At 34.4% G+C, this 16,417-nt stretch carries 12 protein-coding genes; 4 read left to right on the top strand and 8 right to left on the bottom strand.

The genetic code is table 11. The annotated features are described in order from the left end of the window. Nucleotides 1-247: 247 nt before the first annotated feature. Nucleotides 248-1,870 carry a BCCT family transporter gene (locus KA894_RS08440; RefSeq protein WP_096808258.1) on the bottom strand — a complete coding sequence of 541 codons (1,623 nt, stop codon included), beginning with the start codon at nucleotides 1,868-1,870 and terminating at the stop codon, nucleotides 248-250. Between the two features lie 974 nt (nucleotides 1,871-2,844). On the opposite strand from KA894_RS08440, the gene KA894_RS08435 reads away from it, so the two are divergent. Beyond that, entirely contained in the window at nucleotides 2,845-3,561 is a 717-nt protein-coding gene (locus KA894_RS08435; RefSeq protein WP_096808257.1) for a class I SAM-dependent methyltransferase, read from the top strand. A 136-nt stretch (nucleotides 3,562-3,697) separates the two neighbouring features. Then, entirely contained in the window at nucleotides 3,698-4,588 is an 891-nt protein-coding gene (locus KA894_RS08430; RefSeq protein ID WP_103372966.1) for a fructose bisphosphate aldolase, read from the top strand. 265 nt (nucleotides 4,589-4,853) lie between these two features. Here the strand turns inward: KA894_RS08430 and KA894_RS08425 are convergent, their stop codons facing one another. Beyond that, entirely contained in the window at nucleotides 4,854-5,414 is a 561-nt protein-coding gene (locus tag KA894_RS08425) for a DUF488 domain-containing protein (protein WP_096808255.1), read from the bottom strand. Nucleotides 5,415-5,589: 175 nt separating this feature from the next. Here KA894_RS08425 and KA894_RS08420 point away from each other — a divergent pair, with 175 nt between their 5' ends. Next, on the top strand, nucleotides 5,590-6,597 hold the full coding sequence (locus KA894_RS08420; RefSeq protein WP_119487860.1) for a PTS sugar transporter subunit IIC: 1,008 nt from the start codon (nucleotides 5,590-5,592) through the stop codon (nucleotides 6,595-6,597). A gap of 180 nt (nucleotides 6,598-6,777) precedes the next feature. Here the strand turns inward: KA894_RS08420 and KA894_RS08415 are convergent, their stop codons facing one another. From KA894_RS08415 to KA894_RS08390, 6 genes are all read right to left on the bottom strand, one after another. After that, nucleotides 6,778-8,163, bottom strand: a complete 1,386-nt coding sequence (locus KA894_RS08415; protein WP_096808253.1) for an APC family permease — start codon at nucleotides 8,161-8,163, stop codon at nucleotides 6,778-6,780. A 149-nt stretch (nucleotides 8,164-8,312) separates the two neighbouring features. Next, on the bottom strand, nucleotides 8,313-9,692 hold the full coding sequence (locus tag KA894_RS08410; RefSeq protein WP_096808252.1) for an NAD-dependent succinate-semialdehyde dehydrogenase: 1,380 nt from the start codon (nucleotides 9,690-9,692) through the stop codon (nucleotides 8,313-8,315). 73 nt (nucleotides 9,693-9,765) lie between these two features. Next, a complete protein-coding gene (gabT, locus tag KA894_RS08405; protein ID WP_096808251.1) occupies nucleotides 9,766-11,088 on the bottom strand; it encodes a 4-aminobutyrate--2-oxoglutarate transaminase in 1,323 nt (440 codons plus the stop codon). Between the two features lie 108 nt (nucleotides 11,089-11,196). Then, entirely contained in the window at nucleotides 11,197-12,582 is a 1,386-nt protein-coding gene (gene gabR, locus KA894_RS08400) for a MocR-like transcriptional regulator GabR (RefSeq protein WP_119487861.1), read from the bottom strand. Nucleotides 12,583-12,870: 288 nt separating this feature from the next. Next, complete coding sequence (cls, locus tag KA894_RS08395) at nucleotides 12,871-14,355, bottom strand: cardiolipin synthase (protein WP_096808249.1); 1,485 nt, start codon at nucleotides 14,353-14,355, stop codon at nucleotides 12,871-12,873. 165 nt (nucleotides 14,356-14,520) lie between these two features. After that, complete coding sequence (locus KA894_RS08390) at nucleotides 14,521-15,705, bottom strand: CynX/NimT family MFS transporter (protein WP_107643966.1); 1,185 nt, start codon at nucleotides 15,703-15,705, stop codon at nucleotides 14,521-14,523. Nucleotides 15,706-15,790: 85 nt separating this feature from the next. On the opposite strand from KA894_RS08390, the gene KA894_RS08385 reads away from it, so the two are divergent. Next, entirely contained in the window at nucleotides 15,791-16,342 is a 552-nt protein-coding gene (locus tag KA894_RS08385) for a helix-turn-helix domain-containing protein (RefSeq protein ID WP_096808247.1), read from the top strand. Nucleotides 16,343-16,417 lie beyond the last annotated feature (75 nt).

Here is a 16,417-nt window from a genome sequence, read left to right as displayed (position 1 = left end):
TACATTTTTCACAAGTGGTTGCGTTGTCTTTTTCTATCAAAAATATACATGCTTATATGCTTATATAAGCACTCCCAGGACTATGCAGCGGATTACAACTACTGTTTATCTGCTAATAAAGGCCGAGGCATTTTATGTCCCGGCCTGTTTTATATTTATAAAGCATAAAAAATACTCCCTTCAATATTTTCACTTTTAAGTGTCCATTTTGAAAGGAGCATGCATCTTCAATATTTTTATTTTACGTTTATAAATTATCGTCTTCTTTTTTCTCTCTAACTTGAGTAATCCTCAACGAACGTCTTTCAACTTCTTTATATTTTTCAGCTCTGTTTTCTAACTTCAACCGATCTTCGGATAACGTCCTTAAGAAGGCAATCATCATCATAATAAAGACCACAAGCACAGGTACACTCGCCAATAAGGAGGCTGTCTTCAGCACTTCTAAGGCACGTTCCCCACCTACTAACATTAAAGCGAATGGTAATAAACATAAAGCAAATGCCCAATATAAACGATTTGCTTTTAATGGTTCTCCAATTACTTTTTTCTGTGAAGCTGATGCCAATATATATGACCCCGAATCAAATGTAGTTGCCAGGAACAAAATTGCAGAAATTAAAAATAACGTAATAATTACATTTGGAAACGGCAATTGATGTAACACTTCAATAATTGTTGCTTCTGTACTATGTGAATTTAAATATTGAATAACGTCAAATGCACCGCTGATTTGTAAATAAACAGCATAGTTCCCAAAAATACCAAAGAACAACGCACAGCCTAACGTGCCATATATCAATGTACCTAACACCAGTTCTTTAAGCGTACGGCCTTTAGAAATACGGGCAATAAATAACCCAATAAACGGCGCGTACACGATCCACCATGACCAATAGAATATTGTCCATTGTTGTGGGAACTTCGTTTCTTCACGTCCGCCGACTCCGCCAAATGGTTCAATCCATGTCGCCATTTGGAAAAAGTTTTTCACCATATTGCCTAAGCCTGTAATCGAGGTTTCCATTATAAAGACAGTAGGACCGACTATAAATACAAAACCAAGTAAAACAAATGACAATATCACATTCCAATCACTTAGAACTTTAATTCCTTTTTTCAATCCTGAATAAGAACTATAAGCAAATATCGCTGTGATCATTAACAGAATGGCACCACGCATTATCATGTTATCCCCATCTATACCTGTCAATCGCTCAATACCTGCTGCGATCATTGGGACACCCAGCGCTAAAGAAGTCGCAGCGCCGCCTAACAAACCAAAGATGAATATGATATCAACGACTTGACCAATAAAACCATCTGTCTGACTTTTTAAAATTGGTCGTAGCGTCTGACTTATTTTATAGATTGGTTTTTTCTTCACAAATATAAGATAACCAATACATAATGCTGGTAACACAAATGTTGCCCAAGCTATGGGGCCCCAATGAAACATGCCATACATTGTAGCATAGTTTAAAGCTGTATCAGTCATCCCTTCAGCACCATGAGGCGGATCCTGGTAATAGAAAGCCCATTCTATAATACCCCAATACAAAATATCAGAAGCAATACCAGCGCAAAATAACATCGCCGCCCAACTAAAATTATTAAATTCAGGCTTATCCGTTGCTTTACCTAACGTAACATTACCGTATTTACCAAATGCTATGTATAATACAAATATTAAAGTAGCTAAACCTATGATGAGATACACCGAGCCTATCGTACTTGAAACCGCATCATTCATTGTTGTGATAATGTCTTGACTGGCTTTAGGAAAAACCATCATTGGAATTACTGCAATAAGTAAAATTACGGATGACCCTATAAAGGTCGTCCAATCCATAACTCTATTATTTTTCAAAATTTGACACCCCTTATAGTAAATATTATGTAAAAAATCGCTAACTTATTTTTTTATCGTTAGCGAAACGATATATTAATTCACAAACATGAGCCTAACGAACTTTAAATAATAATGCAAATTACATTCAAAAACACGAGAGCCAAAAGATGAATATTTATATAATAATTATTATTAGCGTAGCTTTGGTATTTGCTACAATCACGGTGTTAAGTTTAAATTTAACGAATTTAACGAAAGAAACAAATTTATTTTCTGTATTTTTATACTTTATTTTTGTATTAATATTAATTTTATATTTTTTGAAAAACTCTTATTTTTCAAGTTTCCGGGAATGTTTTTCCAGTTACATAATTCTCTTATTTTATTGCAATCATATTGTGTGAATTAATCATTGCGCGTTGAGGAGTGGATAACGTGTAGCATTACTATAAATGATATTGGAAAAATGCGTTTGATTTTAACGGACGTGCTAGAAGAAAATAATTTTGGTTTCCCTTTTTAGTCAATATACTCATCACTCTCATATTAACTTTAGGCGTAAGCTATATGCTTAAGGTATCTACGAAAATCAGTGACGTAATTGAAACTTTCTTCACCGTTATCATTATTTATCCCAGATTTTGCGTTAACTACGAGAGGTATGCATGATATTGGAACAACAATGGCTTTTCCAACTGTATTTGCAATCTTGTACATAATATCGAAAGTACAATTGTATATTACGTTTAGTAATGGGGCTTTTTCAATATTATACAACTTATTTTTGGTATTTGAGGTATCGTACTCTTTATTTTAAGTATCATTGCGCTGTTTTATATGTCTATGACTAGTGACAAAACTTCTAATCAGTACGGATGGTCTCGTGTATAATGACTTAAGTGATAATAAAATTTGCTACATCCCCCTTACATTTTAGTTAAATTATTTTATAATCGATATGTACTATATTTCTAACAAATGAGGTATTAATCATGGATAAAAATAAAATAATAAATTATTGGGATAAACGTGCTACTTCTTTTAGTGACGATAAACAAGCAGAATTAAAAAGTGAACATGCTCAAAGATGGCTAGATGAAATCAATCAAATTATTAAAATCAAGTCTGGCATGAAAATTTTAGATATTGGAACAGGTGCAGGCTTTTTAGCTATTTTATGCCGTCAACAAGGCGCACAAGTAACTGGCATTGATCTCTCCCCTGATATGATTCAATCAGCAAAACAAAACGCCTCACTTTTTGATCAGCAAATTCATTTTCAAGTCATGGATGCTGAAAACTTAAAATTTGATGATGCACATTTTGATTTAGTTATAGCTAGAAATGTCACTTGGTTACTACCTGACACGAAAGCCGCCTACCAAGAATGGCTACGTGTTTTAAAACCGAAAGGCAAACTAATCAATATTGACGGAAACTATGGCAAAGATTCATTTGTAGATTATAGTGATCTGCCAAGCGATCATGCACACAATACACTAGGTGATGAGATGTTACAAGAAAGCGAAGATATAAAGCAGAGTATTTCGATCAATCACTATGAAAGACCGCAATATGATTTAGACATACTTCAACAAATCCATACGCAATCTATTCATCTAGATACAGATATCTACAAACGTATTTATAAATCAGAAGATGATTTTTATAATCCGACCCCCATATTTTTAATAGCAATTACGAAATAATTGAATATCTTAAGTGCCAAAATATTGCTAATGATATAGATTTTTTAATATTTTAAGTCACTCAAAGCCTAGAACTTGCGTTGTAACTTAATTTTTATCATACTATATATGTATAATAGCTAAAGGAGTGGTAAGAATGAATAAAGAACAATTAGAAAAGATGAAAAACGGTAAAGGATTCATCGCTGCATTAGACCAAAGTGGTGGCAGTACGCCTAAAGCGTTAAGTGACTATGGCGTTACTGAAGACCAATATAGCAGCGAAGATGAAATGTTTAAACTCGTTCATGACATGCGTACTCGCATCGTTTCTTCACCTGCATTCAGCTCGGATAAAATTGTAGGTGCAATTCTTTTCGAACAAACGATGGATCGCGAAGTAGAAGGTAAACATACTGGTGATTATTTAGCTGATAAAGGCATTGTTCCTTTATTAAAAGTAGATAAAGGCTTAGCTGAAGAAAAAGACGGTGTACAATTAATGAAACCAATGCCAAATTTAGACGATTTACTAAGTCGTGCAAACGACCATAAAATCTTTGGCACAAAAATGCGTTCGAATATTTTAGAATTTAATAAAGCTGGTATTGATCAAGTTGTTCAACAACAATTTGAAGTTGCAAAACAAATTATTTCAGCTGGATTAGTTCCAATCATTGAACCAGAAGTAAATATTAATGCCGAAAATAAAGCTGAAATCGAATCATATTTAACAAGTGCTATTTTAGCTGAATTAAATAAATTAAATGATGATCAATTAGTTATGTTGAAATTAACAATCCCAACTAAAGCAAACCAATACCAAGAATTGATTGAGCACCCTAATGTGGTTCGTGTAGTTGCATTATCAGGGGGCTATAGTAGAGAACATGCTAATGAAGTATTGAAACAAAACAAAGGCTTAATTGCCAGTTTCTCTCGTGCGTTAATCAATGACTTAAATGTTAATCAATCAGATGAAGAATTCGATAGAATCTTAGGCGAAACAATCGAATCAATCTACGATGCATCAGTAAACAAAGTTTAATATAAATATATTAACACGCTAATATGTTTATATTTCCCGGGAAATCATCTGGGGTAAAATAGACGTATTTAATATAAAAGCATAGTCATTAATTATAAAATCCCCCTCGAACATCAAAGTTCATGTTGAAGGGGGATTTTTCTATTTAAAATGTTGCTGCTTTAGACGTGTATATGTCAAAACAATTGTTATACTTTTAGCAGGTGCACTTTTATGACGCAAATGTCGCCCATATATTATAAACGTGATTCATTTTTACGTGCTATCATTTTTCGTTTAACATTGGGTAAACTACTTGGCCATCTGTTTCAATAATCGGCATTGCGCCCCATTTTCCTAACTCATGCTGTTCGTCATATACATTTTGTTGATGATGCAACATAATATGATATACTTTCCAATTATGCGCGCCAAGCCAATTACTAATAATTAACCTATGACAGCGTGCTGGATGTGACTCAGCACACATAATCGCTACCCGTCGATGACTTGCTAATTGCTGTAATGCTTTTATGCCTTCTTGAAATGTCTCTGTCAAACTATAGTCTGCATAATTATGAAAAGATTCATTTTTCCATGCTTCATTAATTTTTCTCCCTATAGTATCTGAAGATGTTCTTCTGCCCCCAAGGTTAGGCATTACACAATATTCTACTTTTGCCTCACCTAACCATTGTTTTAACATCTTCTCATTATATTGTGTATGTCGTTTACTCGTCCTAAATGCTCTTATATCTATAACTTCTTCTATGTTATATGCATTAAGCATTGTGATAAATTGATTTTGACTATAATTAGAATGACCTATAGTGTAAATGTCATACATCGTTCCCACTCCTTTTATTTAAATCTACCCTTCAATATATCCATTTATTTGAAATTTTCAAATTTACTTATATAACTTCACTATAAATATTGAAACCGTCTAGCCACAAGAACAAACAAACTATATAATAATATTAATTTACAACATATCAACACATTTTTAAGGGGTTTAATATATGAAAACTTATTTACAAAGATGGATTATTGAAGCTTTAAGCTATATGGCTTTAGGTTTATTTGGTTCTTTAATTATTGGATTAATCCTAGAAACACTAGGGGGACAAACACTGTTACTACAATTAGATTTGTCATTTTTATCTGAAATAGGTAAAGTAGCAATGTCTGTCACTGGGGCTGCTATAGGTGTGGCGATTGCTTACGGTTTAGGCGCAAAACCGCTGATTGTATTTTCTTGTGTCATTGTAGGGACATTGGGTTATACAACATTTGAAGGAGGCCCTGTAGGCGCTTATATTGCCACAGTCGTCGTGGTAGAGCTGAGCAAATTATACGCTGGAAAAACAAAAATCGATATTATTTTATCTCCTCTTTTAACTTTATTAATTGGTGGTTTTATTGCAAAAGCATTCGGTCCTGCGTTGAACCAATTTATGACTGGGTTAGGAAATATTATTATCGTTTCAACAGAGCAACAACCTTTAATTATGGGCATCTTGGTTTCAGTGATTTTTGGCTTAGCTTTAACCGCACCAATTTCTAGTGCTGCGTTAGCGCTAATGCTAGATTTAAGCGGTTTAGCTGCAGGTGCTGCGACCATAGGATGTGCTGCACAAATGGTCGGTTTTGCAGTCACCGGATTTAAAGATAACGGATGGGGCGGCACGCTTTCAGTGGGTATTGGTACGAGTATGTTACAAGTTCCTAACATCATTAAACACCCAATGATTCTACTACCACCTACTGTCACAAGTGCCCTTGTTGCACCTATTATGACGACGTTATTCCCAATGACAAATAATGCTGCAGGCGCTGGTATGGGTACAAGTGGATTAATCGGTCAAATTATGACTATCAACACAATGGGTGGTTCATTACGTACTTGGGTATTAATATTCGTCTTTCATATCATATTGCCCGCAATCATCAGTTTTCTCCTCTATAAATTCTGTTTGAAAAAGCAATGGATTAAAGCAGGAGATCAACTTATTCACATTGCAAACTAACAATAAAAATCAAAGCCTGGGGCATATAACATGTCTCAGGCTTTGATTTGCTATTAGCAGTTGATTATTAAATGATAAATATCTTGATATCACGCTTGTATTTTTTCTTAATGTGCTTTTACGAATCGAGTCATAGAGAAATATTAAAAATAGATGGTTATACCATCGCTTTATTTTACGTTATTCTTTATTAATATGCGCATTAATAGGCACATCCATATCAGATTTTTTTGTCTGTGTTATATATAAAATTGCTGCTATGACATACCAAGCTAATACAATGAGCCATTCTGAAGGCCAAGCTAATGAGGATGGCATGCCCGGTAAATATATAGCTATAAACAAAACACTTAGAATAATAGCTATGCTGCCAACAATCTTCCCATTTTTAATACGGTATGGTCTGGGTAACTCAGGTTGAACCTTGCGTAATTTCATAAATGAAATAGCCACTAGTAAATAACCTAATACTACACCTATACCGCCAGCATTGACAATCCACACAAGCGCTGCTCTACCTAATAGTGGCGCAACAAATGCTAGTATACCAAGAAACAAAATACCATGTGTCGGTGTCTTATACTTTGGATGTATAAATGCAAACCACTTTGGAATCATTTGATTTTTAGCCATGGCATATAATATTCTACTACCGCCAATAATAAACGCATTCCAACTTGTGATAATACCAGCTACGCCGCCTAGCACAAGTAAGACACCAAACCCACTATGACCAAACAAATTGACCATTGCATCCGCTGTTGCTAAATTGCTGGCATTTAAAGCTTGAGGCGATAAACCTGTCGCTACACCAAAAACAATTAGTAAATAAAAAATAACAGAGGCAATAATCGACAATATTAGGATGCCGCCTATTTTCTTCGCTGGCGCTTTAACTTCTTCTGCAATTTGTGGAATCACATCAAACCCTACAAATAGGAAAGGGATCATCATCAACACTGACATCGTACCGCCTACACCATTTTCAAAAGGTTGTAAATGATTAAAGTTGCCGTTAAAACCTGCCCCGAAGACGAGTAACAAGCCTACACCTACTATAAAAATTGTAAAAACAGTCTGTATGATCGCTGCAGGTTTAACACCGAAATAATTGAGTGAAGTTAATACCACACTACCAAGTGAACCAATAATAACCCAAGTGAGATACACATCCCAACCGGCTACGTTCCACATTAATCCTTGATGTTGAAATGGAATAACGTAGTCAATAACGGTGGGTAAAGCGACCGCTTCAAATGTAATTACAGAAACATAGCCGAATAATACAGACCAACCAGATATAAACGCAATACCTGGGGAAAATGCTTTTTTAACAAAAACAAATCCTCCACCCGTTTCTGGAATTGCTGCAGCTAATTCTGCATATGTAAGTCCGATTACAATTACTAAGAAACCACCAAGTAAAAATGCTACAATACTACCTACAAAACCAGCTGTTGATACCCATTCTCCTGATAATACGACCCATCCCCATCCAAGCATGGCACCGATTGCAAGAAATAAGACATCAACAATATTCATCGTCTTATTAAATTGAGACTTCATTTAACATACCCCATAACATTCATCAATTTAAAAGTGAACCTATGAGATTGTGGTCAATAGTTTGACCACTTAATCTCATTATCACTCATTTATTATTTTAAACTTCTATGTCTTCCTTTGTTTATTAACAGCACTACTTTGTCGTCATCTTAAATGCCAATTGATAAATATTTTGTTTCTAAATACGGTTCTATGCCTTCTGTCCCACCTTCTCTACCATAACCGCTTTCTTTCAAACCACCAAATGGCGCATGCGCTGCTGAAGGTCCACCGTCATTCCATCCAATAACGCCATATTCTAATTCGTTATATAATTTTAAGCCAGTTCGATAATCATTTGTAAAGAAATAAGACGCCAAGCCGAATTCAGTGTCATTAGCCATTTTTATCGCTTCATCTAGATCATCATAAACCATAACAGGTGCAACTGGCCCGAATGTTTCTTCATGCATTACTTTCATACCTAAATTTGCGTTAGAAATGACCACTGGCTTTAAGAAATTACCTTTTAATGATTGTATCTCATCAAGCGTACGTGATAGCTTACCGCCTTTCTCTTGGGCATCCGTAATATGTGTCAGTACCTTTTTGACTGCATTATTATCAATTAAAGGACCAACTTTAACATCATCTTGTAAACCGTCACCTACTATTAGTGCATGCACTTTATCAATCAATTGTGCTGTATATTGTTCTGCAATATCTCGATGCACAAAGATACGATTAGCACAAATACAAGTTTGTCCAGCATTTCTAAATTTAGAATCAATTGTCCCTTGTACTGCCGCTTCAATATCAGCATCTTTATGAACAATTAAAGGTGCTAAGCCTCCTAATTCCATCGTTACATTCTTCACACTTTTGGCTGATTGTTCTATCAGTGATTTACCAACCGCTGTTGAACCAGTAAAGGTTAATTTATGGATACTTTCATGTGATGTGAAAATATCCCCAGCATCTTTACCTGAAGCAATAATATACGATATAGCATCTTTAGGTATGCCAGCTTTATGTGCAAGTTCAACCAGTTTAATCGTTGTTAATGGGGTTTTCACTGCAGGTTTACATATTATCGTACAGCCTGCTGCCAATGCAGGTGCCATCTTACGCGTTATCATTGCTGCTGGAAAATTCCAAGGCGTAATTGCACCGACTACGCCAACTGGAAATTTATCTATCACTATTTTTTTGGATGGCGTATTGGCAGGTATTGTTCGACCATATACTCTCTTTGCTTCTTCTGCATACCATTTAACGTAAGCATTAGCATAAGTTACTTCACCTTTTGCTTCATCTAAAGGTTTGCCTCCTTCTAACGTAATTAATTTCGCAAGATCATCTTGATGTTCATCAATCAGGTTAGCCCATTGATACAACTTTGCTGAACGTTCGTGTGCGTCAACTAATTTCCAATCTTGGAATGCGTCATTCGCGTGTTTAATTTGTGAATTGATTTCATCATGGTTCGTGTAATCCAAACGTTCTATAACTTCATTTGTAGACGGATTAAATACTTCTAATTGTGTCATTACGATTTCTCCTTTTCGATGATTTATATTATGAGGTATGACTTATCTATACCCTATATTTAAAAATAAATTTTTAACCGTTCATATGCGTTTGGGTAGTACCCACTACATTTAATGTATTGGTTAAAATGGATAAACCTTGTTGCAATTCATCTTCTGAAATGACTAAAGGTGCTAAGAAACGAATAACATTCCCTTTAATGCCAGCAGATAATAATAGCAAACCTTGTTCATTTGCCGTTTGAATAATTTTTCCGGTTAATGCTTTATCAGGTTCACCCTTCTGTTCATCAATAATTTCACAAGCAACCATAGCCCCAAGTCTTCGAATACGAGCTATATATGGATGCTGCTTTGCTATTTGATATAAGTAATCTTCAAGTTGCTCGCCTAGTTTTTCGGCTTTGCTATTTAAATCTTCTTCTTCTATAATTTCAATGACTTTTAAAGCTGCTTCACACGCTAAAGGATTTCCAGCATAGGTGCCGCCTAGTTCTCCAGGTGCTGCACTATCTATCATTTCTGCTCTCCCAACCACACCGCTCAATGGAAAGCCTGCTGCTAAAGATTTAGATACTGTTATTAAATCTGGCTCAATACCAAAATGTTCAATCGCAAACGTTTTGCCAGTTCTTGCAAAACCTGTTTGAATTTCATCTGCAACAAAAATAATTCCGTTAGCTTCACATATATTTTTAACAGCTGTCACGAATTTTTTATCAGGTATAATAAAGCCACCTTCGCCTTGTACTGGTTCCATTACAATACAGGCAACTTCACTTGGATCTACTGTTTCAATAAAAAAGTCATGTAATTTTTGTATTATTTGATCGACATAAGCTGCTTTCGATAATTCTTCAGATTTTTCAGAAATATTAGGGTATGGTGCTTGGTAAACAGCTGAGGCGAAAGGTCCAAATCCTAATTTGTAAGGCTTTACTTTACTCGTCATAGACATCGTCAAATTAGTACGGCCATGAAACCCTCTCACAAATGATACGACCGCTTGTCTTCCAGTATACTTTCTAGCAATTTTGACCGCATTTTCTACAGCTTCTGCACCTGAATTAAGCAAGATTGTTTTTTTAGCAAAATCACCTGGTGTAATTTCAGTTAACTTTTGCGCTAAATTTAAGTAACTTTCATACATAATGACATTGAAGCCAGGATGTATAAACTTATCTAATTGTTCTTTTAAATGTTTCGTTATTTTAGGATGTGTATGACCTACATTTAATGTACCAATTGCACCTGCAAAATCAATAAACTGATTACCTTCTACATCCGTGATGGTAGCACTCTGTGCATGCTCTGCAACATGTAAGTTGCCATTGCCTACACCACGCGCTACATATTGTTCCCTTTGTTTTTTATAATGTTCAAATTGATTTATCATCAATCATCCCTCCTTGTTAACTTAATTCAAGATTTACAGTTTCCTAAAAATTTAAGGGATTATTGGTATAGTGTAAAGAACCAGTTATATCACTTTAATGGTACCAGTTTATTCCCAGAGCACTTCCTTTAAACGTCGTACAGCTTGGGGTATCTGTGCCTGTTTGATTTTTGAAAAACCCATAATAAGCGTTTTATTCGTCTTATTATTTTCAAGCGGTTCTACAGAAAATCGGTTTAACGTATAAAGTTCCAATCTTTTTTCTTTGGCACGAGATTCAATTTCAGCATAAGAATATGTGGTGTTGATTTCCACGATGAAATGCAAACCCGCGCGTGTATCTTTAACTTTAATATTATTTTTAAACACATTTGTTAGTTGTGCTATAAGGTATTCCCTTTTCTTTTCATATAAATGATGCATCTTTTTTACATATTTTTCATAATGTCCTTCTTTGATCATTAAATTTAATGTCAGTGCATTAATCATTGAGAAATCAGGTATCATATTTAAGTTCAACATCTCAAATTGTTTCACTAATTTAATTGGTAAAATCATATAACTTATCCGTAATCCAGGCATTAAAGTTTTAGAAAAAGTACCTAAATAAATCACACGTTCATTTTTGTCAAAACTAAACAATGAAGGTATATTATCTGTTTCATATTTAAATTCACTATCATAATCGTCTTCAATGATATAACTATGTGTTTCACTTGCCCAATTCAAAAGATTAATACGACGTGAAACAGGCATAATTGTCCCCATAGGAAATTGATGTGATGGTGTCACTATAACAGCGCCGGGTTGAACTTGTTTGATTTTATTAATCGATATACCTTTATTATCTAAAGAAATTGGTTCTAAATGTGCGTGTGTTTGTTTAATCAAAGACCTAAATCTTGAATAACCCGGGTTTTCTACTGCAATTTTTATACCCTTAGGTAATAGCTGCATGAGTTTTGTTAATAAAGTATTCGTACCAGAACCAATAACGATTTGTTCTGGATGACATTGTATGCCCCTTTGATAAGATACTAATTTAGCAATCGACTGCCTTAGCTCAACTGGGCCTTTAATATGAGGTATCGAAGATAAATAATTATCATAATTTTGAAATACACGTTTAATCAATTTAGTCCATAAATCGACTGGAAATGCTGCAATATCCGTACTCATATGTGAAAAAGAGTACTCAAAACTATCTTCAGTGGGAAACTCTTGAACTTCCAAAGCGATTTGTGCATTTGGATCCACAATCAACTTGTCTAAAGGTTCAATAAAATATCCTTTTCGCTCTTCAGTATAAATGTAACCTTCTGCTAGCAATTGTTCATACGCAGCTTTCACACTATTCACGCTGATGTTTAAATATTTAGCCATATCCCTTTTTGAAGGTAATTTCTCACGGCTCTCATATTTGAATGCAAGTATATCTTCTTTTAATTGACTATATAATTGTCGATAAATATATTGACCTGCCTCACGTTGCATCCAATCCCCCCCTTGTTTTCATTCTAATTTATAAATTTTTCCTCTTACATCGCTTACATTATTATAATAAAAACGAGAACGGGATAGAAATCAAAAATGCTAATTTGATTTCTAATACCCATTCTCGTTAGAATGATAAATGATTGAAATGCTGAGTTTTATCGCTCACCACACCAATAAAATATCGATTGCGCACCTTCAAAACAATACGATTAACTATGTTTCAGTCGTAAGGCAATTTAATTTTTATGTCGTGGGAGTGCAATATATCTGATTGCTTTCAATTTTTTATAAAATTGGAGATGCTAGTTTTGCAATAGATTGCTTAAATTTAATCCAAGTTGAACGTTGTTCGTAACGTGCTTCTGTGAGTTCTTCTGATACTTTCAAATCTTCCATAAATGCAGCTTTCAGTTCTTTCACAATCTTTTCATCATACATAAAGGCATTAATTTCAAAATTTAATTCAAAACTACGCACATCCATGTTTGATGATCCTACACTAGCTACTTCGTCATCGATAATCATCATCTTAGAATGAATAAAACCATTCTCATAGGTATAGACTTTGACGCCGTCTCTAATCAATTGAGCAACACTTGTAATCGTTGCCCAATATACGAAGATATGGTCCGGTTTATTAGGTATGATTAACCGAACGTCGACACCAGCTTTTGCAGCTATACGTAAGGCGTTAACATAACCTTTATCCGGTATAAAATAAGGACTGTGCATATAAATAGATTTTTTTGCATTCATAATCATTTTCATATAACCAAACTCTATTTGATGCCAATTATCGCTAGGCGCACTGAGTGCGATTTGCAGTGGAACATCTCCGCCTTGATTTGCGTTATCCGGGAAATACTTGTCAGTATATTCGAGTTGTTCACGGTGGGATTGAGAATTCCAATCATGTATGAAACTTAATTGTAAAGCGTCTACGCCATCGCCCTTAACTCTTAAGTGCGTATCACGCCAGTAACCAAAGTTCTCGTCTAATCCCAAATATTCGTCACCAATATTAAATCCACCTACATAACCGGTCATACCATCGATGACTAAAATTTTACGGTGATTTCTATTATTAACTCTAAAATTCACTAAAGGAATCTTAGCTTGGAAGAAAGCTTCAACTTGCCCACCAGCTTCTTGAAATTTTTTGAATTTAGATTTATGTACTGATTTAGAGCCGACTGCATCATACAATATTTTAACTTCTAAACCTTCTTCAGCTTTTTGCTGCAAAATATCAACGATTTCAGAACCTAAACCATCTAATTTCAAAACATAATATTCTAAATGAATATAATGTTTTGCGTTACGTAAATCTTCTTTCATTTGATCAAACAACTGATGGCCATCAGTATAAATGTCAACATTATTATTATAACTTAAAAATGTAGGTTCTTTTGTTAATAATGTATTTACAATATCTGCGTGCTTTTTTATTAATGGAGAATCGGAATTGTTTATCTTATTGGTAGAATCTAACAATTGTGTTTTCATACGTTTTTTTATATCATCTATCTGGTTATTGTGAAAACCTTGTTCACGTTTTTTTCGTACACCTCGCCCAAAAAAGATATAGATGATAAAACCTAAAATGGGCACGACAAAGAGTAAAAAAAGCCAAGCCCATGTTGCAGTAGCGTCTCTTCTATCTCGGTCTAAAAAAACAATAACAAAAGCTAACGCTATATTAACGACAAAGAAAAATGCAAGTATTCCTCTATAAATTGGGCTTACACTTGGATCAAATATTAATTGCATACAGACACCTCATCATGTTTATTAATTATTAATGAATACTAAGTACTTTTTGTGATTTTGTATATTAAAATGCAGCACAATTTATTAAGCTCAACTATTTTAAATGTATTAAATACCAAGCTAAAGTACGTTACAAAATATCGTACAATATTTAAAATAGACTGTCTATTCTTCCATCGTTTTCTCTATCGTACGATTACGACCAGCTTGTGATCCAAATAATGTGATTAACAATGAAGTGATTAATAAAATACTTAATGATGCCATCCATTTGCCTGTTGCATCATGTAATACACCAAACAATAATGGGCCAACAGCAGCAAATATATAACCTACTGATTGTGCCATACCTGACAACTTAGCTGATGTTTGGCTATGTTCAGTTCTCAAACTAAAGAATGTGTTTACTAGGCCAAATGCTATACCACTAGCAACACCGATTAATACTGTTGAAATGAGAGCAAATTCTGGTTTAAACAACATAATCGAGACGCCAATCACAAAACAAACCCCAGTCAAAAATGTTAATAGGAATTGCGACTTCATTTTAGTAGCAAAAATTGGAGTAATAAACGTTAAAGGTATAATTGCTATTTGCATTATAGATAAATACATGCCTGCTTCATTAATCGACATACCATTTTGAGATAAGTACGCAGGTAACCAATTGATTAACGAATAAAAAATCAGTGATTGCCCGCCCATAAGCATGGTGATTTGCCATGATAACGGAGACTTCCAAACATTAACACTCTCTTGTGGTACGGAGGCTGTTGTATCTTGCTTAGTATTTAATTGAAATATCCATATAATGATTGTTATCAGCGTAATCACACCTATCACGCTAATAGCAATGTTGTAATTAAATGCTTTGACAAGTGGCGCTGTTCCATAGGAAGATAGCCCTCCAAATACATTCATAACCACTGTATAGTAACCCGTCATAATACCTATATGTAAGGGGAACTTCGCTTTAATAACAGCGGGCGCAAGTACATTGCCAAAACCAATACCAATACCGATAAGAACCGTACCTATATACAGCCATGAAATACCTATGACTGAACGTACAATAACACCAATCAGTATCAACCATAAAGCTACAAAAATCGTTTTCTCTAATCCAAAGCGATTACTTGTTTTCGCAGCAAATAATGAAACAATTGCAAATGCAATCAATGGTACTACTGTAATCACGCTAACCGCACTATTAGACATGGCTAAGTCGTGTTTAATATCAGGTAACGCAACACCAATCGAAGTAATAGGCGCCCTAAGATTCGCGCCTACAAGCAATATGCCTATAAATAATAACCAATTAATCGGTTTTACTTTTCTATTATTTTCCATTTTGTCCACCTTACTTAACTATTTTCATAAATAACATTATATATGGTACAATATGTACGTTATAATGTAAATAGGAGCGATTCACTTGTATAATATTCAAAATATCATTGCCAAAAATATTGCTGATTATCGTAGTAAACATCAACTTAGTTTAGATAAAATGTCTAATTTAACTGGTGTTAGCAAAAATATGCTGAGCCAAATTGAAAAAGGCGTGTCCAATCCAACCATTACTACGTTATGGAAAATTGCCAACGGGTTACACCTCTCTCTTTCTGAACTTACATCAACAAAAAAAGAGTGTGTAGATTTTGTAGACGAGTCAGACATCGTCCCTATTATGGATGACAACATTAAAATCTATCCTTATTTTCCATATAATGATAAGAATCACTTTGAAATGTTTAAAATGGAAATTCAACCTGGTGGTAAAATGGACTCCGATGCACACCATGTGCAATCAGAAGAATTTATCATTGTTAACACAGGCAGTTTAAAAATTGAAGTCGATGGAACCACTTATACAATTAGCAATAACCAAGCTTTTCGTTTTAACAGTGATGTAGCTCATAGCTACTGTAATCCAACCAAAGACGTTGTTACATTTACTGCCACAATTCATTATCAAACGCCATAGTTATTGAAATTGATATATACAAACTGTATTCGAAACCATCCATAAATATAAACGAGAATAACAAACATTGATCTC

The organism is Staphylococcus sp. GDY8P131P, from assembly GCF_017891975.1.
In the GTDB taxonomy this organism is placed as follows: Bacteria; Bacillota; Bacilli; order Staphylococcales; family Staphylococcaceae; genus Staphylococcus; species Staphylococcus nepalensis.
This window is presented reverse-complemented; position numbering and strand designations above follow the sequence as displayed.